The sequence below is a fragment of the Pseudomonas fildesensis genome, assembly GCF_001050345.1.
GTDB classification, from domain to species: domain Bacteria; phylum Pseudomonadota; class Gammaproteobacteria; order Pseudomonadales; family Pseudomonadaceae; genus Aquipseudomonas; species Aquipseudomonas fildesensis.
Window position 1 is genome coordinate 1 of the sequence record NZ_LFMW01000011.1, and the last position, 22,191, is coordinate 22,191.

Sequence of the window (22,191 nt, forward strand, 5' to 3'; positions counted from 1 at the left end):
GAGTTTCTCTTGCACCGGCCCAAAGATGCGGCTGAAGCCGCGCGAATGGTGGATCAATCGGTGCAGATATATAACAGCGAGCGGCCACATCTATCGCTGAAATACAAAACGCCCGATGCGGTGCATCGGGCGTTTTGAGGCTGAAATGGGTGTAAACCTATTTCAGGACTAGACATGCAGAGCGAGCCAGCCAGCGGTCAGAATGCCCATTTACTCAAATCCGACCTCTCTGGTTTACGCGCCAATTACCTGCTGACCAGCAGGCGCACGCCCAGCCCGTTTCAGATGGCGGCCTGGCGGACTTTCCGGCTGCCGGAGCAACTGTGAGTCGCTCGCAGACCCGTTCGCGCAGTGCCGGACGCACGCAGCGCGGCACGGGCCGGTCGCGCAACGAGGATGCGTTCCTTGACTGCCCTCAGCGCGAGTGCTGGGTGGTGGCGGACGGAATGGGTGGGCATCGGGCCGGGGATGTGGCGAGCCAGTGGGTGATCAGCAGCCTCGCTTCATTGTCGGGGCAGGGCAGCCTCGACCAGCGGTTAGACGCCGTTCGTCGATGCCTGCAATCGCTCAATCAGCAGTTGCATCATCAGGCAAGGCGAGCCGCAGCCGACGTCGAAAGCACGATGGGCAGCACCGTGGTCATGTTGCTGCTGGAAGGCGGCCGTGCGGCCTGTGTGTGGGCAGGCGACAGCCGCTGCTATCTGTGGCGCGGGCAAAGCCTGTATCAACTGTCGCGGGATCACTCCTTGCTTCAGCGATTGATGGACGAGCAGCAGATGAGCCTGGAGTTGGCCCAGGCCCACCCTGATGCCAGGGCCTTGACGCGCGCTGTGGGCGCGCGCGAACCCTTGAACCTTGAAGTGCTGGAGCTCGGCACCCGTGCGGGAGACGTGTTTTTGCTGTGCAGTGATGGCTTGTACCAGGCACTCAGTCATCGTGAGCTGGGGAGTGCCTTGAGCATGGGCACGCCGCAACAGATGCTGGACCGGTTGTTTGCGACGGCCCTGCGCGGCGCGGCCCGGGACGACCTGACGGCCGTGGTGGTCCAGTCATGACGACGGCAGTGGGCGTCCCGGATCTACTCGCGGGGCGCTATCAGCTTGAGCGCGTGCTGGGCTCCGGCGGAATGGGCGTGGTCTACCGCGCCCGCGACCTGTTGCACGAGCAGTTTGGCGAGCCTTGTTCAAGCGTGGCGCTTAAGGTGTTGGGCGAAGGTTTTTCCGGGTGCCCGGATGCTCACGTGTTGCTGTACAGCGAATTTGCCCTCGCCCGCAGCCTGCGGCATGAGCGGGTGGTGCGCATGTTCGGGTTTGAGGTCGATGGCCCTCGCCGGATAGCGTTCTTCACCATGGAGTTGATGCATGGCATGACCCTGGACCGGTTCCTGGTGGAATCCCCTTACGGGATGCCCTGGCAGGCGTTGCAGCCCATGGCAGTGCAACTGCTGAGCGCAGTGGCATATGCCCATCACCAAGGCGTACTGCACGGCGATTTGAAACCGGGCAATGTGATGGTGGGCGAGGAGGGTGTGCGTTTGTTTGATTTTGGCCTGGGCCAGTCGCAGGTCGCCACGGGTTTGCCGAGCTTGAACCGCACCCGTTTCAGTGCCTGGACACCCGCTTATGCCGCGCCGGAGCTGTTGGCCGGTGCGGCGCTGTCGACGGCGGCCGATCTGTATGGGGTGGCGTGCGTGCTTTACGAGATGGCGAACGGAAACGCCTGGACGAGCGCCAACTCACTGAACGCCTCGCTCGGCCTCGGCAATTGCCCAGGCACTGCTGGCCGGCATTACGCACGGCATTGTCACCGGACCCGGAGCGGCGAACCCTTACCGTCAATGAGTTGCGTGAAGTGATGGATGGTTCGCGGCGTCGCTGGTTCTTTTAGCGCAGCCTCAGCCAGCCAAATCGTGCAATTGGCAGTATTCGTCCCAGCTCATCCCCGCCATCTGCGCGACTTCCTTGTGCACCTCGAGGCGCTGGGCTTCGAACGCTTCGGCAGACTCGGTCGTCAGTTTGAGGGTCAACTCCCAGGCAAACAGGCCATGGCGCTCGGCTTCGGCCTCGAAGGCCTCATGCAGGCGTTCAGCGCGGTACTCGGCGAGTGTTTCGCCCTTGGCCTGGGCCGCGAGCGGGTTCAAGGTGTCCAGCTCCTCGGCCAGCGCCTTATGCGCGCTCAAGAACCGGTCCAGAGCCTGTTGGTGGTTATCGCCGGGTTGGGACAAAGGCTTGCTCCTAGTGAGTGTCAGATACCGGTCCCCGTATCGTGGCGAGACTGGCGGCGCCGGGCGCGTTTGCGCAGGCGGCGGCTGATCGCGGCGTGTACCGGTTCAAGTATGAAAAATAGCAGATAGGCAATCAGCACCAGCGTCAGATCAACCCACGTCCCGCCAATCGGCCCTGAAAACTCTTCCACGATATCCTTGATCAGGAAGAGCAGGGTGACACCACACAACCACAACAACGCCTTGAGCAGCAGTGGGGGCATATTACTTGGCCGCTTGTCTTGCATTTCGAGCTTACCTCCTTGGTGCCTCGTTACTTCTCGGGCTGTGTTCCCTTGCCGGTCCAGCCGACAACGCTTCAGAAAGTCGCCGATAATACCTATTGAAGCAGCTTTAGGGACGGATCCTGATCAGAAAGTTCATTTATTTCAGGGAGAACACGTACCTGGGCGCGTGTAAGTCCCTGAAAGTTTGTCGCCGTCGCCGTATAAAGTCTTTCGCACCCGGTATCAGGAAGTGTAGCGTTGGCCGGTGTTTCCGGCCCTGCCTGACAGGGGCTCCGAGCGATGGACAGAGGGATGGGTCATGGCGCAAACGCTGTTCAAACTGTTCTTTACCCAGCGTCTGGCCGCACTCGCGAGTACCGAGTCGCTGCGTGCCATCCGCGAAGGCCTGCTGTGGATCCTGCCCTGCCTGCTGGTGTCGGCCGTCTTTCTGATCCTGTCCGAATGTGCCCGCGTGCTGGGTTTCGATCTGCAGGTGGTGACATTTCTGGCCGGGCTGCACAACCAGATCAGCTCGGTGATCCCACTCTTGGTCGCAGCCTCCATCGGTTACATGCTGGCGATCCAGTACCGGCTGCCGCAGCTACCCGTCGCGTTCCTGTGCCTGGCCCATGTGGTGGTGGCGACCTTTATCCTGCGTGATTACCCGCGCGCGTCGGCCACGTTCGTGCTGTTTATCGCCATTGCGTCGCCGCTGCTCAATGTGCCGGCAATTGCCTGGTTGCACCGTTATCGCTGGACCCGGCTGGTCAACGAAGACCTGGTGGGGCATAACCTCAGGGGCACCATCAATATGGTGGTGCCGGGCGCGATGACCGCATTGGCGCTGGTGGTGGTGCTGTCGCTGCTGTTGCAGATACCTTATGTGGCACAGCTCCAGGGGCCGCAGGTGCTCAGCACGCTGGAGTCGCCATACGGCAGCGGTTTGTTTGTGACCCTGATGAATTCGCTGCTGTGGTTTTTCGGAATCCACGGTGTCTACGCGATGCAGCCGCTGTTTGATGTGCTGGACCAGGCCGTGCTGCTGAACAATGCCGCGCTGGTGGCGGGTGAGCCGATCAAGTACGTGCTCAACAATGGCCTGTTGGGGTGTTTCGCTTTTATCGGCGGCTCGGGCGGCGCGCTGTGCCTGTTGCTGGCGATCCTGCTGTTTTCCCGCAGCCAATCCATGCGCCTGTTGGCGATGGCCAGTTTGCCGCTGTCGTTATTCAATGTCAGTGAAGTGCTGCTGTTTGGCTTGCCGATCATCCTCAACCCGCGCTTGTTTATTCCGTTCCTGCTGGTGCCGGCGTTCAACACCCTGGTGGCGCTGACGGTGGTGCAACTCGGTTGGGTGTCGCCGGCGGTGGTCAGCGTGCCGTTCACCGCGCCGGTGCTGCTCAATGCCTACCTGAGCACCCAGGGTGATATGGCGGCGGTGGTGCTCCAGATCGCGTTGCTGGGGATGGGCACGCTGGTGTACGCGCCGTATGTTCGGGCGATCCACCGCCAGGCCACCGAAGGCGGCACCGTGTACCTCAAGTCGCTGGACATGACCTTTCGCGGCCTCGAAGAAAAAGGCCGCCTGTTGGAGCTGGACCCGGTACTGGCGTCCCACAAGATCCTGGCACGCCAAGCCAACGAATTGAGCCGCATCCAGCAGATCAGCGACTATGAGTTCTACCTCGAATTCCAGCCCCAGGTCTCGACCCGCACCGGCCTGTGCACTGGTTGTGAAGCCTTGATGCGCGCACGCGATGCCCAGGGAGCCGTGCATTCACCCTGGGAGTTCCTGCAATGGCTGGCACAGGCGCGCCTGATGCCGGATGTGGATGTGTGGGTGGCGTCCCAGGCGGTACGCCAATATCAGAAGTGGCAAAAGATTGGTTTTGCCTTGCCGATGACGATCAATATTTCCAGCGCGACGTTGACGGACGCCGCCTACGGCGAACGCCTGGTGGAAATCCTCGCGCAGGCCCATGGCCAGGTGTCGGTGGAAATTACCGAAGACGCGTTGGTGAGCGATATTCAGGTCACGCGCCGGACCATCCAGAAACTGCAGGCGATTGGCGCCAAGGTCTATATCGATGACTTCGGCACCGGGTTTTCCGCATTGAGTTATCTGCACCAGTTTCCGGTGGATTTCATCAAGATCGACCGCAGTTTCGTGGTAGCCCAACACGAGCCCAAGGGTGCCCAGGTGCTGACCGGCATGCTGCGCTTCTGTGAGGCGCTTAACCTGGGTGTAGTGGTCGAAGGCGTGGAGACCGCCGAGCAGCTGGCCTTCCTGAACTCAGGTAATGAGCTGATTATCCAGGGCTGGTATTTCAGCAAGGCGCTGCCGGGCGATCAGTTGCAAGGCTTTGTGCGCGAGCGCGCCAGCCTGGCCGAAATCTAGGCCGATTCGTAGCCGCGCCGGGTCTGTTCGATCTCGTCGACCAACCCATCGATGCCCGCCAGGCGTGCGCGGTTGTCGTGGTCCCAGGGGTGAAAGCCGGGTTTGAAGTAATGCAGCCACGGCCGCAGCATTCGAGGGAACACGCCCCTGGGCCCGTACAGAAACTTGAGCATGCGCCAGAACCCTTTCACGTGGCCGCCAGCCTTGCGGTCGGCAACCAACAGGCGCAGGTGGAAATCCAGCACGACCAGCCAGAAGAACACCGTGGTGGTCAACATGGTCCCGGTGCGCAGCAGGTAGCGCTTGGGCCCCGGCTTGATCACGCTGTTCCACACATCAAACGCCACGGCCTTGTGTTCGGTTTCTTCGAGGGCGTGCCAGTACCACATCTGCTGGTAACCCTTGAGTGAATCGCCAAAACGCGACGGGTCGCTCAACAGGATCTCCGCGAGCATCGCGGTGTAATGCTCAAGGGCAATGGTCACCGCCAGGTTGAACGACGGCGGCAGGTGTTTTTTTTGCAGGTCAAGGATGAATTTCAGCCGGCGGTCCAGGGTGTGCGCTGGCAGCCCGGCCGCTTGCAGCAGGTCGTTGTAGGCCACATGTTCGCGGCTGTGCATGGCTTCCTGGCCGATAAAACCCTGGATCTCTTTCTTCAGTTCAGGGTCGTCGATGCGTGGGCGGTAATGGCGCACGCTGTCCATGAAAAACAGCTCGCCCTGGGGAAACAGCAGCGACAGCGCGTTGAAGAAATGCGTGATGAACGGGCCTTGTTCGTGCCAGTTCTTGATGCGCTCGGCCGGCAAGGCAAAATGGATATCGCGACGGATCGGCAGCATAGTCGATGCTCCTGTTCAGAGACGGGTTTCGTCGTTGGTTTCAAACACCGGCGTGCGGTGTTTGGGCGCCATGCGCTTGCTGGCGAAGACCACCAGCGCTTGATAAGCGGCCGGCAGGCAGCGGGCGAGCAGGTCGAGAAAATACGCATCGCGGCCGATCAGCACGCGGCGCTTGTTCTTGCGCACACCCTGCAGGATCACCTTGGCGGCCTGGTCGGCATCAGTGATGAACAGCTTTTCGAAGTTGGCTCGGGCCTGCTGTTCGCTGTGGATCAGAAAGCCGGTCATGTTCGCGTCGATACGGCTGCTGCGGCAGATATCGGTGCGGATACCACCCGGATGCACGCAGGTGGCGGAGACGCCGCAGCGTTGCAGGTCCAGTTCCTGGCGCAGGGATTCGGTAAACCCGCGCACGGCAAACTTGGTGGCGTTGTAGCCGCTCATGCCAGGCTGGGCGAACAGGCCGAACACGCTCGAGGTGTTGACCACATGCCCGTCGCCGCTGGCCTTGAGGTAGGGCAAGAAGGCCTTGGTGCCATGCACCACGCCCCAGAAGTTGATGCCGACGATCCACTCCAGGTCGGCATAGTCCACGCCCTCGACGGTACTCGACAGCGCCACCCCGGCATTGTTGAACACCAGGTTGACCTGCCCGTGGTCGGCCACACAACGCGCGGCCCAGTCCTCCATGGCCTGGCGGTCGGACACGTCCAGTACCTGGAGGGTGACCATTACAGGGGACAGCGTTGACGACTTGATCAGCGTCTGTGTCTGCTCAAGACCCAGGCTGTTCTTGTCTGCCAGCGCCAGGTGACAACCTTCCCGCGCCAGGGCCAACGCCAGGGCGCGGCCCATGCCGGACGCCGCGCCGGTGATCGCCGCCACGCGGCCGTTAAATGACTTCATGACAGGCTCCCTTCAGCACTGGAGTGGGGCGTTGGCATCGCGCGGGGCGTTGCGTTGACCGGCGCCATGCCGGCCACGTAATCCTTGAGTGCAAACTGCCGCGTGACCTGCTTGAAGCGCCAGGTCGAGCCGGGCCACAGGGTGGTGTTCTTGCCGGTACGCGGGTCGAGGTACCAGCTCTGGCAACCGCCGGTGTTCCAGATGGTGCGCTTGAGTTTGGTTTGAAGTTGCCGGTTGTAGGCCTGCTCCACGGCGGGTTTGACGTCGACTGTAGCGATGCGGTTGCGCTGCATGTGGCGCAGCCCGTCGAGGATGTAAGTGACCTGGGCTTCGATCATCAGAATCATCGAGTTATGCCCCAGGCCGGTGTTGGGCCCGACGATCAGGAACAGGTTCGGATAGCCCGGCACCGTGGTGCCTTTGTAGGCGTGCGCGCCATCGCGCCACGCGTCCATCAGGTCGACGCCATCACGGCCGATGATGCAGTCACGCGGCAATGGATCGGTGGCCTGGAAGCCGGTGCCGAAGATCAGGCAATCCGCCGGGTGCTTGATGCCGTCGGCGGTGATCACGCCGTCGGCTTCGATGCGCAGCACGTTGTCGGTTACCACTTCGACATTGCTGCGCGACAGCGCTGGGTAGTAGTCGTTGGAGATCAGCACGCGCTTGCAGCCGATGGTGTAGTCGGGCGTCAGGGTCTTGCGCAGGGAAGGGCGCGCCACTTGTTTGTGCAGGTGACGCAGGGCGATTTTTTGCACCATTTTCATCAGCCGTGGATGCAGGGCAAAGCCCACTACGCGGCCTTCCAGCGCCCAGTAAAAAGCGCCGCGCACCAGCCGTTGGGTGAAGGGCAGGTGCTTGAACAACCAGCGCTCGACAGGCGAAATCGGCCGGTCGGGCTTTGGCATGATCCACGGCGGGGTGCGTTGGAACAGGTCCAGATGCGCCACCTGCGGCGCGATCTGCGGCACGAACTGAATGGCACTGGCGCCGGTGCCGATCACCGCCACGCGTTTGCCTTTCAATGAGTAGTCGTGGTCCCACTGCTGGGAGTGGAAACGCTTGCCCTTGAAGCTCGCAAGCCCCGGAATGTCCGGCAGCGCCGGGCGCGACAGCCCACCCATACCCGACACCAGCACCCGCGCGCTGACCTGGCGGCCATCACTGAAGCTCAGTCGCCAGCGTTGCTGCTGCTCATCAAACACCGCACGTTGCAGGCCCATGCCGAAACGCAGATAGGGCGCCAGCTCGAAGCGCCGCGCGCAATGTTCCAGATAGGCGCGGATCTCCGCCTGCGGCGCGAACTGCCGTGTCCAGTCAGGGTTGGGTGCAAACGAAAACGAATAGACATGGGACTGCACGTCGCAGGCGCAACCGGGGTAATGGTTGTCGCGCCAGGTGCCGCCCAGGCTGTCGGCCTGCTCAGCAATAAAGAAGTCGGTGAGGCCGGCTTCCTTGAGTTTGATGGCCATGCACAGGCCGGCGAAACCTGAACCGATGATGGCAATGTCGATTGAATCACTGTGGGCATTCATAGGCTGTCCTTCGTGGGCATCGGATGTGCTCCTGTTTTTGTTTTGTCTTTTAGATAGAACACCATTGCAAAGAAAAATTGAATTAATTATTTTAAAAAAGATTTTAAATAATCTACCTGAAAATATCGCCTACGCTAGGACCTTGTTTCTTATGTACGACTTGTCCGACGGACGAGCACGGTATGCATCAAGGATAGGTCCAGGGTGTGGACGGTGGCTGAGGCCTTGATCAATTCCGGTCGGGTCGCCAGCAGCAGGGAAGCAGAGGACCGAGCTATGGCTGTTGAGTGGGTTATTGCTGCGGGTGTGTTTGTTGTTGTCTGTGGGTTGCTGTGGGCCTTCAGTGCCCGAATGACGCGGCGCATCGAGGCGGCTGTTCCAGGCAATGGGCGCTTTGTGGAGGTCGATGGCGAGCGCTTTCATTATGTTGAAGAGGGCAAGGGCCCGCCGCTGGTGATGATTCACGGGCTGATGGGCAGCAGTCGCAACCTGACGTATGCCTTGTCCGGCCAGTTGCGTGAGCACTTTCGGGTGATCACCGTTGACCGTCCGGGGTCGGGCTATTCCACGCGGCAAACAGGCACTGCCGCAGACCTGCCGGCCCAGGCCAGGCAAATCGCCGCTTTTATCAAGACGCTGGACCTGGATAAACCGCTGGTACTCGGGCATTCCCTCGGCGGTGCAATTGCCCTGGCGCTGGCCCTCGATCATCCGCACGCGGTATCCGGGCTGATCCTGGTGGCGCCGTTGACTCACCCCCAACGCGTGTTGCCGCTGGTGTTCCTGTCGTTGGCGGTACGCCCGGCGTGGCTGCGTCGATGGCTGTCACACACCCTGACCATGCCCATCGGCCTGCTGACCAAAGGTTCAGTGGTGAAGGGCGTATTCGCGCCCGATGCCGCTCCGCCGGACTTCGCCACGCGCGGCGGCGGGTTGCTCGGCATGCGCCCCGACAATTTCTACGCCGCCTCTACCGAGATCAACCAGGTTAACGACCACCTGCCGAACATGGTCAAGCGCTACCCGCAACTGACCCTGCCGATCGGGTTGATCTATGGCGCGCGCGACAAGGTGCTGGATTTTCAAAAACACGGCCAGGCCCTGGCCAGCAAGGTGCCGGGGCTAAAGCTGCAGCTGGTTGAGGGGCGCGGCCATATGTTGCCGATCACCGCGACAGAGCGCGTGGTGGCGGTGGTTGAGCAGGTAGCCAAGCGCGTGCGGCCAACGCAAAGCGCCACGCTGTTTGCCCTGGCGAGCAAATAAGAGTGCCATCCGGATCGCGGTTCCACGGCGTTGACGCCTGTCCTAGACACCTGACCAAACGGCTGAGAAAGAGACTGCCCGGTCACGTTAAAAAGGGTTCAAGAATTTAGTTGACGACCTAACGATTCCGCGCTATTTATTTAAAAAAATATTTCAATGTTTGTTTTGAAATGATTTTTGAAATGCCTAAGAGCGAATAAAAATGAAAAATACGCCTTTTATCGCATGGTTGATTTCCCGGAGCATTCAGCGCTCCTCGAACCTGTTTTCCGCTGCCCTGCCAACGCGCTTCGTCCGGAGGCTGCCATGAATCAGACCTTGGCAGCGCCGCACGTCTGGACCGATGCCAAGCGTCACCTGTGGTGGCTCGGCATCATGCCCCTGGCAACCCCGTTGCTCTCCGGCGCCCTGGCCATTACCACCGGCGTACAGCAACTGTGGTGGGTCGGCGTACTGGTGATCTTCGGCCTGATCCCATTGATCGACGGCCTGTTGGGTGAAGACGTCAGCAACCCGCCTGAATCCGCCGTCAGCGACCTCGAATCCCAACGCTACTACCGCTGGATTGTTTACACCGGCGTGCTGTTCGTCATCTCGTCCGTAGTGATTACCGGCTGGCTGGTCGCCGGCGGCATTGACTGGATCATCAATGGCGGCTTGCTCCACGCTACCGCCACGCTGGACCCGTCAAGCTGGCTGGCGAAGACCGCGGCCTTTATCACTGCGCGCACCGAGCTTCACGGCGAGATCAGTTGGTTTACCTACCTGGGCATGGCGATGTCCACCGGCGCTGCCACCGGCATCGCCATCAACACCGCTCATGAGTTGGGCCACAAGCCCAGGCCGCTGGAAGTGTTCCTGGCCAAGGTCACCCTAGCGCCCACGTTCTACGGGCACTTCTACACCGAACACAACCGTGGCCATCACGTACGTGTCGCCACGCCGGAAGACCCGGCCAGCTCGCGCCTGGGTGAGAGTTTCTGGGCGTTCCTGCCGCGCTCGGTGTGGTTCAGCGCACATTCGGCCTGGAACCTGGAGCGCGAACGCCTGTGCAAACTCGGCCTGCCGGCCTGGCACTGGAAGAACGCCGTGCTCAGCGCCTGGATGTACAGCGTGCTGTTGTGGGGGGCGATGATCGCCTGGTTGGGTGCGGCAGTGATTCCGTTCCTGATCATCCAGGGCATCTACGGGTTCTCGTTGCTGGAAGTGGTGAACTACGTCGAGCACTACGGCCTTAAACGCCAGAAGTTGCCCAACGGGCGTTATGAACGTTGCTCGCCGCGGCACTCCTGGAACAGTAATCGGATTGTCACCAATATCTTTCTGTTTCAGTTGCAGCGGCACTCCGATCACCATGCCAACCCCACGCGCAGTTATCAGTCGTTGCGTCACTTTGATGAGTCGCCGCAACTTCCCTACGGTTACGCGAGCATGATTGTCTGGGCATATGTGCCGTACTTGTGGCGACGGCGGATGGACCATCGAGTCCTTAATCATTATGCCGGGGATCTCACCCTGACCAATCTTCAACCGTCACAACGTTTGAAGTATCTGGAAAAGTACAGCCCTACCGCCAAGCCGTTCTAATGTGAAATAAAAATCAGGTTTGCCGACTCGTGGTTTGTCTATCGCGCAGGTTTTTATCGCTCCGAGTTTGCCGATCACGTTGCAAGAAAGTTGTTTGACCCAACAAAAATAATGAGAAGGGAAGGACGTCCACCATGCAAGCACCTGCCAGGTTCACCACGCATATCGTATTGGCCGCACTGGGGCTGATCGCCTATCACCAGGCCCAGGCCGCCCGTATCGAGCCGGCCGGCAGTGCCTTCACTGCCCAGGGCCCCATCAGTTTTTCCAAGGGCGCGCTGATCAGCGCCGACTGCACCATCAGGGTGGCCGGCAAGGTCGCGGCCGATGGCGCGTCGGTGAATGTCGACACCGTTGAGTTCGACGGCGGGCTTAAATGCAGCCGCGTCGAAGCCATCAACTTGCCCTGGATTTTAGTTGCCAAAGATACCAAGAGCGGCTCGATGTCGAAGATCAGCGTGGATGTTCACGCCTTCGGCCTGGGCGGCAAGTGCGGTCCATCTACAGCGGATGGCACTTGGGATAACGCCACCGGCAAGTTGGAAGCCACCAATGTACCGATTGGCGAAGACTGCAAGATCAAGGCGGTGTCGATCAAGATGCCGCCCACCTTCAAAGTGGTTGAATAAGCCCACCCGAATAATGTTGTAGCGGTAGATGAATTGAAATTTGGCTGGAAAGGGAAGTTCTGCAGTTTCACCGTGACCTCTCGTTCATGGCCATTACCCCTGGCGAATGACTCGCCATAACATGTGAGGAAAAACAATGAAAAGCTTGAAAACCCTCTTTTGTGTAACTTCGTTCGCTCTTTGCTTTGGCACTGCCTCGATGGCCAACGCGGCTTCGATTACGCCGAACGGCAGCTTTACCACCAATGCCGGCACGATTGTCGTTACGTCGCCATCCTCCTTTGGGCAGCCCGTGACATGCGGCATCACCTTCGGCGGCACTGTGACAGCGGGCGTGGCAACCATTACTTCGGCCAAACTTACCGGCGGTGGTCTCTGCGGTTTGCCCACCCTGAAGAATATTCCGTCTCCAGGTTGGGTTCTGACCGCCACCAGTTTTAACGCCACTACGGGTTTGGGTGCCGGCACCGTTACCAACGTGGGTTGGACTGTCGCTTTCCCTGCATCCAACTGCGGTGCGGGTTCAATCAACGTGGTTTGGAACCAGGCTACGCACACGCTGAGCACGCCTTCCAGCCAGTCACTCTCGGGCAGCTGCGCGGTTCAGTCGCTGTCGGTTGTGGCACCTTCCCTGAGCTTGGCGCCTTAAGACTACGGGCGGTTAGAACAAAGGGCTGATCACCCGTGAAGGCAGGCGCCTCATCAGAGGCGCCTGTTGAGCTTGGGAAAACAGGTCTATCGACTGCGGTGCATAAGAACAATAAGGAGTGGGGCATGAATAATAAGAAACAGCAGGCGCACGCGTTCCTCGGCCTGGTATTACTGGGAGGGCTGATAGTGACGGCGGGCCCGGTCCAGGCAGGAGGATTCATGACACCGACGACAAACGCCGCGGGTTGGGGGCGAGCGTTCGGTGGCGGTTCGATGTTCAAGAATGACCCGTCATCGGCTTACAACAACCCGGCCGCCATGGCATTTGTCGACAAGACTATTTCGCAGTTCACCGTCAACTACGCCAACATTGATATCAAGTACAAAGGCTCGGCGTATGACTACGCAGGCAACCCTTCATCCGTCACGGTGGCCGACCCCAACACGGGTGCAACGACTTCCACACCGCGTACCGGTGATGGCGGGCAGGGTGGGTTCGAGGCGTGGGTGCCTACCGGGTTCATGGTCATGCCGATTAACGATCGACTCGCTTTTGGTTTGAGCCAAGTGGTGCCTATGGGCGCACGAACCACCTGGGATCAGGACTGGAAGGGGCGTGACTTTGCAGTTGATACGCGGATTGAAACAGTGGGGCTGACGGGTTCGCTGTCGTTCAAGGTCAACGATGAGTTTTCCGTAGGCCTGGGCACCATCCTCCAACACACCAAGGGCTTCGTCAGTCAAAACGTCGATCTCTACGCCGCCGCCGCGCAATCGCCGGACTTTGGCATGATCCCGTTTCCTGCGGGCCAAGGCTCCGCGTTGATGCGTGTCAAAGTCGACAATACGTCCCTGGGCTGGTTTGGCGGCATCGCCTGGAAACCTACACCTCAAGACACACTGGGCCTGAACTACCACGCCAAGATCAAGAACAAGCTGGAGGGCAAATACAACATCTACGCCGACCCGACGTCTGAAGGGTTGATGACCATCCCGGTGGTTGATGGCAAGACCCTTGTCGAGCTGGCCTATCCTGGCCTCAAGCTCTACCCGGGCGGCGCCAATGCGTCCACTCAACTGGACGTTCCGGCCAACGCATCGTTTGACTGGGTACACCAGTTCTCGGACCGCCTGACGCTGGGCGCGAGTGTCACCTGGACCCAATGGTCGTCGTTCAAAGCGCTGACCTTGAAATCCGACGGCAATACCATCGTGTCGATTCCGTACAACTATAAGAATGCCTGGCAGTACTCGTTCGGTGGGGACTACAAGTTGACCGATGACCTGACCTTGCGCACAGGCGTTTCCTTCGACCAGACGCCCACCCGCAACTCTACCCGTGACCCGCGTATTCCGGATGGCGATCGTACATTCGCGTCCCTGGGCTTTGGCTACAACATCCGCGCCATTCCAGGCTTGAGCATCGACGGGGCCTATTCGCGGCAGTTTGTAGAAACCGTCAAGCTGAAGACCAAGAACGTGGACCGTCTGGGTGCGGCTAGCCTTGACGGTAAATCAGAAGCTAAAGGGGAGGTAGTCAGCCTGACGGCGACCTATGCCTTCTGATCCTCCGTGTTTTGTACAGAGCGCAATGCCTGTGAAAGTCCGTAGCTAGCGCATCTTGCTGCGGTGCTTTCGCAAGGCCTGCTTTAACGGGTTGCCCACGCGACCCGTTTAGCCTCCTTAATCATTGCTGATCCCGGCTGACATGCTCAGCCCTGAATGTTTTGTCCAAGCATTAAATAAAAATTTCAAAACAAAATTTGAATTTAGCTTTCCAAGTTTGTAGTGTGGTTTTACGCCGCAGTTCATTTCGACCTGCCCACGCGTTTGCCGTGCCCTGAATCGAGTAGAGGTATCCCCATGGTTATCTGGTTATTGGCGGGTTTCGCAGCAGCGATTGCCCTGGCGTATCGACAAGCCGCTGCTGCCCTGTGGCTGGGCGCTGGCCTGGTCTGGCTGGCAGCGGGTTACCTGTTCAGCGTGGTGGCCGGTTTGGGTGCCACCGTCGCGGCGTTGCTGGTGGTGGCGCCCGCGTTGCTGATGACGATCAAACCGCTGCGTCGCACCTTGTTGACCAGCAAGGCCCTCGGCCTGTTTCGTACGATCATGCCGGCGATGTCCGACACCGAGCGTGCGGCCATCGAGTCTGGCACCGTGTGGTGGGACGCCGAGTTGTTCAGCGGCAAGCCCGACTGGCAGCGCCTGCTGCAAGCCGCACCGGCCAGCCTGAGCGCCGAAGAACAAGCCTTCCTCGACAACGAAGTCGAAACCCTGTGCGACATCGCCAACGACTGGGAAACCACCCAAGTCTGGCAAGACATGTCCCCCGAAGGCTGGCAGTACACCAAGGACGCCGGCTTCCTCGGCATGATCATTCCCAAGCAGTACGGCGGCAAAGGCTTCTCTCACTATGCGCATTCGCAAGTGGTGATGAAGCTGTCGACCCGCTGCTCGGCGGCCGCGATTTCGGTGATGGTGCCCAACTCCCTGGGCCCGGCCGAACTGCTGCTGCACTACGGCACCGATGCCCAGCGCAATTACTACCTGCCGCGCCTGGCCCGTGGCGAAGACATCCCGTGCTTTGCGCTGACCAGCCCGTATGCAGGCTCGGATGCCGGCGCGATCCCCGACCTGGGCATCGTCTGCAAAGGCCTGCACGAAGGCGAGCAAGTGCTGGGCTTCAAAGTCACGTGGGACAAGCGCTACATCACCCTCGGCCCGATTGCCACGGTGCTGGGCCTGGCGTTTCGCGCCGAGGACCCGGACGGCCTGCTCGGCGCGCCCGGTTCGCTGGGCATCACCTGCGCGCTGATCCCCACGTCCCACCCCGGCGTCAACAGCGGCCGTCGCCACTGGCCACTTAATGCCGTGTTCCAGAACGGTCCTACTACCGGCAAGAATGTGTTCATTCCCCTGGAATGGGTGATCGGTGGCCGTGAGCAAGTGGGCAACGGCTGGCGCATGTTGATGGAATGCCTGGCGGCCGGCCGGGCGATTTCCCTGCCTTCGGCCAACGTGGGCCTGGGCAAGGTCGCTGTACGTGGCACTACCGCCTATGCGGCCATGCGCAAACAGTTCGGCCTGCCCATCGGCAAGTTCGAGGGTGTGCAGGCGCCGTTGGCCCGTATGGCCGGGCATTTGTATGCCTGCGATGCGGTGCGCAAGGTCTCGGTGGCGTCGCTGGATGCGGGTGAAAAACCCTCGGTGATCTCAGCCATCGCCAAGTACCACGTCACCGAGCGCGCGCGGATGATCGTCAACGACGGCATGGACATCGTCGCGGGCAAAGGCATCTGCATGGGCCCCAACAACTTCCTGGCCCGCGCCTACCAGCAAAGCCCCATCGCGATCACGGTGGAAGGCGCGAACATCATGACGCGCTGCCTGATCATCTTTGGCCAGGGCCTCATCCGCTGCCATCCCTATGTATTCCGCGAGATGGAAGCGGCGCACAACCCGGACCGGCGCAAAGCGCTGGAGGCCTTCGACAGCGCCATGTTCGGCCACATGAGTTTTGTACTGGCCAATACCGTGCGTGCGGCGGTGCATTCGCTGACAGGCGGGCGCTTGATTTCCGCACCGGCCAAGACCGACCCGGCGCTGGCGCCCTATTACCGACAGGCCAATCGGCTGTCGGTGGTGCTGGCATTGATCTCGGATGTTTCCATGGGCGTGCTGGGCGGTGCCCTCAAGCGCAAGGAAAGTATCACCGGGCGCCTGGGGGATATTCTGTCGCAGCTGTACATCCTGTCCTGCGTGCTCAAGCGCTTCGAGGACGATGGCCGGCCCCAGGCGGATTTGCCGTTGGTGCACTGGTCGGCCCAGGACGCGTTGCTGCGCGCCCATGAAGCGCTTGCCGAAGTGCTCGATAACTATCCCTCCAAAGCCGCTGCGATGGTGGTGCGTGGCCTGAGTTTCCCGTTTGGCATTCCGTTGCGTAAACCGTCGGATCGCCTGCTGGCCCAGGTGGCGGATGTCGTACAGACCCCTGGCGAAACCCGCGACCGCTTGCTGGCTAATTCCTACATCCCACGTCCGGAAATCGACAAGCTGGCCTACGGTGAACTCGGCTTCCGCCTGTTGCCGCAAGTGGAGTTGATCGAGGCCCGGCTCAAGTCCGCCGTCAAGCAAGGCGTGCTCGAACCGATGCCGATCTCCGCCACCGCCTTCACCGGCTGGCGCGTCAAGGCACGGGCGCTGGACCTGATCAGCGACGAAGAAGACACGCTGCTCGCGCGTTATGTGGAGTACGCCGACCACGGCATCCAGGTCGACGACTTCCCGCAGGACTTCGGTTTGCTGGAGGCGTTGCAACAGCGTCAGCAGGCGCTGGCCAAGCCGACTGCAAAGCGCCGCACTGCGCAAGGTGAGAACGCTTCGGTTAATTGAGTGGCACTGAATGAACACGGTCAGTGTGGGAGCTGGCTTGCCTGCGATGCAGACGCCTCGGTAAGTCAGTTAAACCGAGGTGAGGCCATCGCAGGCAAGCCAGCTCCCACATTGATCGGGTTTTCATGCCCAAACGATGTTGTGAGTGGATCTATCTATGAGTGACAGCTACCTTTCGTTCGTTAACTCTCCCTGGGGCCGCCGCCTGGCCCAGGCCGTCGGCTTGCCGCAACCCTTGCCGCTGCAACGCCATCGCAGCGGCCAGCAAGGCCTGGTCAACCCGGTGATCATTGCCGGGGCAGGGCGCCTGGCCGCGCAGGTGCAACGCATTTTCAGCGCCACCGACACCGTTGCCGCCAGCCCAGCGACCCTCAAGGCACCCTCGACGGTCAAGGTGCAAGGCGCGGTGTTTGACGCCAGCGCTGTGGCCGATCTGCAGCAACTGGACGAGCTATACGTGTTCTTCCACGCCAATGCCAAACGCATTGGCCAGCACGGCCGCGTGGTGGTGCTCGGCACGGCGCCCGAACATTGCCAGGACTTGCCCCAGGCCATTGCCCAGCGTGCCCTTGAAGGCCTGGTGCGGTCGCTGGCCAAGGAGCTGCGCCGGGCGATCACCGTGCAATTGCTCTACGTGGCGCCGGGTGCTGAAGACGCGCTGGACAGCAGCCTGCGCTTCTTCCTGTCGCGCCGTTCGGCCTATGTGTCGGGGCAGGTGGTGCGGCTGGAGAAACCGGTGGACGGCCAGGTGGCGGTCAATTGGGATAAACCCTTCGCCGGCCAGCGAGCCCTGGTCACCGGCGCTTCCCGTGGCATCGGCCTGGCGATTGCCCAGGTACTGGCGCGGGACGGTGCGCATGTGGTGTGCGTGGACGTGCCCCAGGCCCAGGAAACGCTGCAGCAAGTGGCAACCAGCGTGGACGGTTCGGCGTTGCCGCTGGACATCACCGCAGCAGACGCCGCCGGACTGTTGCTGGCCCATGTCAGCCAGTACGGCGCCTTTGATGTGGTGGTGCACAACGCCGGTATCACCCGCGACAAGACCATCGCCAAGATGACCGAAGAGGCCTGGCGCAGTGTGCTGGCGGTCAACCTGCAGGCGCCGTTGCAGCTCAGCAGCGCGCTGCTCGACAGCCAGGGTTTGAACCCCGGCGGGCGCATCGTCTGTGTGTCGTCGATTTCCGGCATCGCCGGCAACCTCGGGCAAAGCAACTACGCCACGTCCAAGGCGGGGGTGATTGGCCTCGTGCAAGGTCTGGCCCCGCAGGCGGCGGCGCAGCAGGTCACGGTCAATGCGGTGGCGCCGGGTTTCATCGAAACCCAAATGACCGCGAAGATCCCGCTGATGATCCGCGAAGCGGGGCGACGCATGAATTCCCTGTCGCAAGGTGGCCAGCCGATCGACGTGGCCGAGACCATCGCCTGGCTGGCCCATCCGGCGTCCGGCGGGGTCAACGGACAAGTCGTCCGGGTGTGCGGCCAAAGTCTGCTGGGAGCCTGAACCATGGACTACGTTACGCAGATCATCGACCCGCCACCCTCACGCACCCGGTTGTTGCTGGACGGCGTGCGCGCCTTGCGCAAACCCAAGCTCGACGGCGCGCCGCCGTTGCCCGGCGAACGCCTGGTACGCGCCGCCGTGGAGCTGTCGCCCGGCGGCATCGCCGCTTACGGCCGCGCCTGTGGCTTTCGCCCTGAACAGGGCGTGCCGCTGTCCTATCCCCATGTGCTGGCGTTCCCCTTGCACTTGATGCTGCTGACCCGGCCGAGCTTTCCGTACCCGGCCAGCGGGATGGTGCACCTGGCCAATCGCATTCGTCAGCACCAGCGCTTGCAGGCGGGTCAGGCGCTGCGCCTTGAAGTGTTTTGCGAGCGCTGGGTTGCCCATCCCAAGGGGCAGGCGTTGAGCATCGCCACTCGGGCCTACAGCGCGGGCACGCTGGTGTGGGAAAGCGACAGCCTGTACCTGCGCCGCGATGTAAAAAACCCCGTCGGCGAGCCGTGGAATGACGTGCTGGCGTTGCAGGAAGAAGGTGTGTTGCGCACCCAACGCTGGGTGTTGCCGGTCGATCTGGGCCGCCGGTTCGCCAAGGTCTCGGGGGATTTCAACCCGATTCACACCTCGGTGATCGGCGCCAGGCTGTTTGGCTTTCGCCGCGCTATCGCCCATGGCATGTGGACCCTGGGCCGTGCATTGGCTGCTCAGCAACCGCCCGGTGGCCTGGACCAGGCCGAAGCCCATTGCGACTTCAAACTACCGATCTTCCTGCCCGGTCAGGTTGCCCTGTGGAATCGCCCAGTGACCGGCCCGCGCCGTGAATTTGAAGTGCGCAATTTCGCTGGCGACAAACCCCACATGCGTGGGCTATTGCTTTGGAATGAAAAGCCTGCAAAGAGAGCCTGGAATGAGTGACTACAGCTTCAACCCGGCCCCGACCCGCCGCGTGGCGATTATCGGCGGCAACCGTATTCCGTTTGCCCGCTCCAATACGGTGTACGCCCACGACAGCAACCAGGATTTGCTGGTCGCCGCCTTGCAAGGCCTGGTCGACCGCTACAACCTGCACGGCCAGCGCCTCGGTGAGTTTGCCGCGGGTGCGGTGATCAAGCATTCGCGGGATTTCAACCTGGCGCGCGAATCCCTGTTGTCAACGACCTTGTCCCCGGAGACGCCGGCCTACGACCTGCAACAAGCCTGCGGCACCGGCCTGGAAGCGGCGTTGCTGGTGGCGAATAAAATTGCCCTGGGCCAGATCGAAGTGGGCATTGCCGGCGGTGCCGACACCACCTCCGACGCCCCCATCGGCATCAACGAATCCCTGCGCCATACGTTGCTGGCGGCCAACCGCGCCAAGGGCATGGGCGACAAGCTGAAGACGTTGCTGAAACTGCGGCCCTCGATGTTTTTCAAGCCCCTGCTGCCACGCAATGGCGAACCGCGCACGGGCCTGTCGATGGGCGAACACTGCGAGGAAATGGCCAAACGCTGGCAGATCAAACGCCTGGCCCAGGACGCGTTGACCCTCACCAGCCACCAGCGTCTGGACGCCGCCTATAAGCGTGGCTTCTTCGACGACCTGATCAGCCCCCACCGCGGCCTGGCCCGTGACAACAACCTGCGCGCGGACGCGAGCCTGGAAAAGCTCGCAGGCCTGTCCCCGGCCTACGATCGACAAAACGGCACGCTCACGGCCGGCAACTCCACGCCCCTTACCGATGGCGCTTCGGTGGTGTTGCTCGCCAGTGAGGAATGGGCCACCGCAAACGGCTGGCCGGTGCTGGCTTACCTGCGTACGGGCGAGACGGCGGCGGTGAACTTTGTCGACGGCACCGAAGGCCTGCTGATGGCCCCGGCCTATGCCGTGCCGCGCATGCTCCAGCGTGAAGGCCTGGGTTTTGCCGACTTCGATTTCTTCGAGATCCACGAAGCCTTCGCCGCCCAGGTGCTGTGCACGCTCAAGGCCTGGGAAGACGCCGATTATTGCCGCGAGCGGCTAGGCCTGGACGCACCGCTGGGCACCATCGACCGCGCCAGGATGAACGTCAATGGCGGCTCCCTCGGCTGCGGTCACCCGTTTGCCGCAACGGGTGGCCGGCAACTGGCGGCGCTGGCCAAGGCCATCCATGAAAACGGTGGTGGTCGCGGCTTGATCTCGATCTGCGCGGCGGGCGGGCTGGGCATTACCGCCATCGTCGAAAAGTAGCGCTATCAAAAACAACAATAAGGAGACTGCCATGAACGCTGTAAGCCAGGAACAAACCGAACGGATCTGGTTGAACGCTTACCTGCCCGGCGTCCCGGCGGACATTGATGCCGGCATCGAGGACTACCCGTCGTTGCGCGAAGTGTTCCTGGAACACCTGGAAAAATTCCGCGAGCGGGTAGCCTACGTCAGCATCGGCACCGAAATGACCTACGCCGATTGGCAAGTCCAAGGCGTCGCGTTCGCCGCCTGGCTGCAAGGCCAGGGCGTGAAGAAGGGTGACCGTGTGGCGCTGATGATGCCCAACTGCCTGCAATACCCAATCTGCCTTTTGGGCACGATCCTGGCCGGTGCGGTGGTGGTCAACGTCAACCCGCTGTACACCTCCCATGAACTCAAGCACCTGCTCAAGGACAGCGGCGCCGAAACGGTGGTGATTTTCGAAAACTTCGCCCACACCCTGGAAAAAGTCATCGACGGCAGCAGCGTCAAGCGCGTGGTCATCGCGGCCATCGGCGACCTGCTCGGCACCTTCAAGGGCGCGGCAATGAACTTCATCCTGCGCCGCGTGCAAAAGCAGGTGCCGGCCTTCAAGCTGCGTGGCGCGGTGCGTTTCAACCAGGTGCTGAAACAGGGGCGGGCGCTGAACCACTTGCCGGTGGCCATGCACCTCGACGACCTGGCCTTCCTGCAATACACCGGCGGTACCACGGGTGACGCCAAGGGCGTGATGCTCAGCCACCGCAATATCATCGCCAACCTGCTGCAGGCCAAGGCCTGGGTCGGTGATCAACTGGACCAGCACAAGCAGGAAACCAACGTCACCTTGCTGCCGCTTTACCACATCTTTTCCCTGACGGTGAACTGCCTGATGTTCATGTGCCTGGGTGGGCGCAACATCCTGATCGCCGACCCACGGGACGTGAAACGCGTGCAGATGATCCTGCGTAAGGAGCGCTTCAACGGCATTGCCGGGGTCAACACGCTGTTCAACGGCTTGCTGGAAAACAAGGCGTTCTGCGCGCGGGACTTCTCCGACCTGCGCATGGTGATCGCTGGCGGCATGGCCACGCACACGGCGGTGGCCAAGCGCTGGAAGGACGTCACCGGGCTGCCGATCATCGAAGGTTACGGCCTGACCGAATGCTCGCCGGTGGTGAGCATCAGCCCTATCGATATTTCACGCATGCGCGAGATGGAATTCACCGGCAGCATCGGCGTGCCGTTGCCGTCGACCTGGGTGCGTTTTATTCGCGAAGACGGTGAATTGGCCGATATCGGCGAACAGGGCGAACTGCAAGTGCGCGGTCCGCAAGTGATGCAGGGCTACTGGAAACGCCCCAAGGAAACTGCCGAGGTGCTGGATGTTGAGGGCTGGCTGTCCACGGGTGATATCGGGGTGATGGACGCGCGCGGCTATATCCGCCTGGTGGACCGCAAGAAGGACATGATCCTGGTCTCGGGCTTCAACGTGTACCCCAATGAAATCGAAGACGTGGTGGCGTTGCACCCCGGCGTGGCAGAAGTGGCGGCGATTGGTGTGGAAGATGCGGTGACCGGCGAGAAGGTCAAGATCATCGTGGTGCGCAAGGACCCGAACCTGACCCAGGAACAGCTCCTTGCCCACTGCCGTGAATACCTGACGGGGTACAAGGTGCCGAAGTATGTGGAGTTCCGCACTACCGAGTTGCCCAAGACCACCGTGGGCAAAGTATTGCGCCGGGCGTTGCGCTAAAACGATCGTTCCCGCGCTCTGCGTCGCCAGTGCATGATCGTTCCCACGCTCTGCGTGGGAATGCC

Annotated in this window: 18 protein-coding genes and 2 pseudogenes; 15 read left to right on the top strand and 5 right to left on the bottom strand. The window is 61.3% G+C overall.

Annotated elements, in window-relative coordinates; translation table 11 throughout:
- From ACR52_RS29500 to ACR52_RS16105, 4 genes and pseudogenes are all read left to right on the top strand, one after another.
- A partial coding sequence (locus ACR52_RS29500) for an integrase core domain-containing protein (RefSeq protein WP_152687634.1) occupies positions 1-138 on the top strand: 138 nt, incomplete at its 5' end.
- Positions 139-174: 36 nt separating this feature from the next.
- Positions 175-327, top strand: a pseudogene (locus ACR52_RS29505) (type VI secretion IcmF C-terminal domain-containing protein); the annotation flags it as partial.
- Entirely contained in the window at positions 324-1,055 is a 732-nt protein-coding gene (locus tag ACR52_RS16100; RefSeq protein ID WP_048726046.1) for a PP2C family protein-serine/threonine phosphatase, read from the top strand. The pseudogene ACR52_RS29505 and the gene ACR52_RS16100, both read left to right, overlap by 4 nt.
- A pseudogene (locus tag ACR52_RS16105) lies at positions 1,052-1,887 on the top strand (serine/threonine-protein kinase). The gene ACR52_RS16100 and the pseudogene ACR52_RS16105 overlap by 4 nt, the downstream one beginning before the upstream one ends.
- 7 nt (positions 1,888-1,894) lie before the next feature.
- On the opposite strand, the gene ACR52_RS16110 reads toward ACR52_RS16105, so the two are convergent.
- Positions 1,895-2,224, bottom strand: a complete 330-nt coding sequence (locus ACR52_RS16110) for a DUF6388 family protein (protein ID WP_048726049.1) — start codon at positions 2,222-2,224, stop codon at positions 1,895-1,897.
- A 20-nt stretch (positions 2,225-2,244) separates the two neighbouring features.
- A complete protein-coding gene (locus ACR52_RS16115; protein ID WP_048726054.1) occupies positions 2,245-2,511 on the bottom strand; it encodes a hypothetical protein in 267 nt (88 codons plus the stop codon).
- Positions 2,512-2,809: 298 nt separating this feature from the next.
- On the opposite strand from ACR52_RS16115, the gene ACR52_RS16120 reads away from it, so the two are divergent.
- Entirely contained in the window at positions 2,810-4,885 is a 2,076-nt protein-coding gene (locus ACR52_RS16120; RefSeq protein WP_048726056.1) for a PTS sugar transporter subunit IIC/EAL domain-containing protein, read from the top strand.
- On the opposite strand, the gene ACR52_RS16125 is transcribed toward ACR52_RS16120, so the two are convergent.
- Genes ACR52_RS16125 through ACR52_RS16135 form a run of 3 tightly spaced genes read right to left on the bottom strand, consistent with a single transcriptional unit; the run spans position 4,882 to position 8,165 of the window.
- Entirely contained in the window at positions 4,882-5,724 is an 843-nt protein-coding gene (locus ACR52_RS16125; RefSeq protein WP_048726059.1) for a metal-dependent hydrolase, read from the bottom strand. The two genes, ACR52_RS16120 and ACR52_RS16125, sit on opposite strands and share 4 nt — an antisense overlap.
- A gap of 15 nt (positions 5,725-5,739) precedes the next feature.
- The gene (locus ACR52_RS16130) at positions 5,740-6,630 is read right to left on the bottom strand and encodes an SDR family NAD(P)-dependent oxidoreductase (RefSeq protein ID WP_048726062.1); all 891 of its coding nucleotides are present in this window, start codon (positions 6,628-6,630) and stop codon (positions 5,740-5,742) included.
- Positions 6,627-8,165 (bottom strand): flavin-containing monooxygenase, encoded by a 1,539-nt coding sequence (locus ACR52_RS16135; protein WP_048726065.1) that lies wholly within the window; start codon positions 8,163-8,165, stop codon positions 6,627-6,629. Before ACR52_RS16135 ends, ACR52_RS16130 begins: the two co-directional genes overlap by 4 nt.
- Positions 8,166-8,441: 276 nt before the next feature.
- Here ACR52_RS16135 and ACR52_RS16140 point away from each other — a divergent pair, with 276 nt between their 5' ends.
- The 10 genes from ACR52_RS16140 (at position 8,442) to ACR52_RS16185 (ending at position 22,126) form a co-directional block, all read left to right on the top strand.
- Positions 8,442-9,428: an alpha/beta fold hydrolase gene (locus tag ACR52_RS16140; RefSeq protein WP_048726068.1), complete on the top strand. Its 987-nt coding sequence runs from the start codon at positions 8,442-8,444 to the stop codon at positions 9,426-9,428.
- Between the two features lie 306 nt (positions 9,429-9,734).
- Positions 9,735-11,015: an alkane 1-monooxygenase gene (locus ACR52_RS16145; protein WP_048726073.1), complete on the top strand. Its 1,281-nt coding sequence runs from the start codon at positions 9,735-9,737 to the stop codon at positions 11,013-11,015.
- Between the two features lie 134 nt (positions 11,016-11,149).
- On the top strand, positions 11,150-11,644 hold the full coding sequence (gene praA, locus ACR52_RS16150; RefSeq protein WP_048726076.1) for an alkane oxidation protein activator PraA: 495 nt from the start codon (positions 11,150-11,152) through the stop codon (positions 11,642-11,644).
- A gap of 136 nt (positions 11,645-11,780) precedes the next feature.
- Complete coding sequence (gene praB / locus ACR52_RS29510; RefSeq protein ID WP_082143172.1) at positions 11,781-12,293, top strand: alkane oxidation protein activator PraB; 513 nt, start codon at positions 11,781-11,783, stop codon at positions 12,291-12,293.
- Positions 12,294-12,418: 125 nt separating this feature from the next.
- Positions 12,419-13,861, top strand: coding sequence for an outer membrane protein transport protein (locus ACR52_RS16160; RefSeq protein WP_048726080.1), 1,443 nt, complete (start codon positions 12,419-12,421; stop codon positions 13,859-13,861).
- 297 nt (positions 13,862-14,158) lie between these two features.
- Positions 14,159-16,687 (top strand): acyl-CoA dehydrogenase, encoded by a 2,529-nt coding sequence (locus tag ACR52_RS16165; protein WP_048726083.1) that lies wholly within the window; start codon positions 14,159-14,161, stop codon positions 16,685-16,687.
- A gap of 157 nt (positions 16,688-16,844) precedes the next feature.
- Entirely contained in the window at positions 16,845-18,188 is a 1,344-nt protein-coding gene (locus ACR52_RS16170; protein ID WP_048726086.1) for a 3-oxoacyl-ACP reductase, read from the top strand.
- Positions 18,189-18,191: 3 nt separating this feature from the next.
- A complete protein-coding gene (locus ACR52_RS16175) occupies positions 18,192-19,100 on the top strand; it encodes a MaoC/PaaZ C-terminal domain-containing protein (protein ID WP_048726089.1) in 909 nt (302 codons plus the stop codon).
- Complete coding sequence (locus ACR52_RS16180; protein ID WP_048726092.1) at positions 19,093-20,391, top strand: acetyl-CoA C-acetyltransferase; 1,299 nt, start codon at positions 19,093-19,095, stop codon at positions 20,389-20,391. The genes ACR52_RS16175 and ACR52_RS16180 overlap by 8 nt, the downstream gene beginning before the upstream one ends.
- A gap of 31 nt (positions 20,392-20,422) precedes the next feature.
- Positions 20,423-22,126: an AMP-binding protein gene (locus ACR52_RS16185; protein ID WP_048726096.1), complete on the top strand. Its 1,704-nt coding sequence runs from the start codon at positions 20,423-20,425 to the stop codon at positions 22,124-22,126.
- The last annotated feature ends 65 nt before the right edge of the window (positions 22,127-22,191 follow it).

Coding starts and splice junctions, on each gene's coding strand:
- ACR52_RS16115 (WP_048726054.1), bottom strand. CDS start 2,511: ATGCAAGACAAGCGGCCAAGTAATATGCCCCCACTGCTGCTCAAGGCG.
- ACR52_RS16120 (WP_048726056.1), top strand. CDS start 2,810: ATGGCGCAAACGCTGTTCAAACTGTTCTTTACCCAGCGTCTGGCCGCA.
- ACR52_RS16125 (WP_048726059.1), bottom strand. CDS start 5,724: ATGCTGCCGATCCGTCGCGATATCCATTTTGCCTTGCCGGCCGAGCGC.
- ACR52_RS16130 (WP_048726062.1), bottom strand. CDS start 6,630: ATGAAGTCATTTAACGGCCGCGTGGCGGCGATCACCGGCGCGGCGTCC.
- ACR52_RS16135 (WP_048726065.1), bottom strand. CDS start 8,165: ATGAATGCCCACAGTGATTCAATCGACATTGCCATCATCGGTTCAGGT.
- ACR52_RS16140 (WP_048726068.1), top strand. CDS start 8,442: ATGGCTGTTGAGTGGGTTATTGCTGCGGGTGTGTTTGTTGTTGTCTGT.
- ACR52_RS16145 (WP_048726073.1), top strand. CDS start 9,735: ATGAATCAGACCTTGGCAGCGCCGCACGTCTGGACCGATGCCAAGCGT.
- praA (WP_048726076.1), top strand. CDS start 11,150: ATGCAAGCACCTGCCAGGTTCACCACGCATATCGTATTGGCCGCACTG.
- praB (WP_082143172.1), top strand. CDS start 11,781: ATGAAAAGCTTGAAAACCCTCTTTTGTGTAACTTCGTTCGCTCTTTGC.
- ACR52_RS16160 (WP_048726080.1), top strand. CDS start 12,419: ATGAATAATAAGAAACAGCAGGCGCACGCGTTCCTCGGCCTGGTATTA.
- ACR52_RS16165 (WP_048726083.1), top strand. CDS start 14,159: ATGGTTATCTGGTTATTGGCGGGTTTCGCAGCAGCGATTGCCCTGGCG.
- ACR52_RS16170 (WP_048726086.1), top strand. CDS start 16,845: ATGAGTGACAGCTACCTTTCGTTCGTTAACTCTCCCTGGGGCCGCCGC.
- ACR52_RS16175 (WP_048726089.1), top strand. CDS start 18,192: ATGGACTACGTTACGCAGATCATCGACCCGCCACCCTCACGCACCCGG.
- ACR52_RS16180 (WP_048726092.1), top strand. CDS start 19,093: ATGAGTGACTACAGCTTCAACCCGGCCCCGACCCGCCGCGTGGCGATT.
- ACR52_RS16185 (WP_048726096.1), top strand. CDS start 20,423: ATGAACGCTGTAAGCCAGGAACAAACCGAACGGATCTGGTTGAACGCT.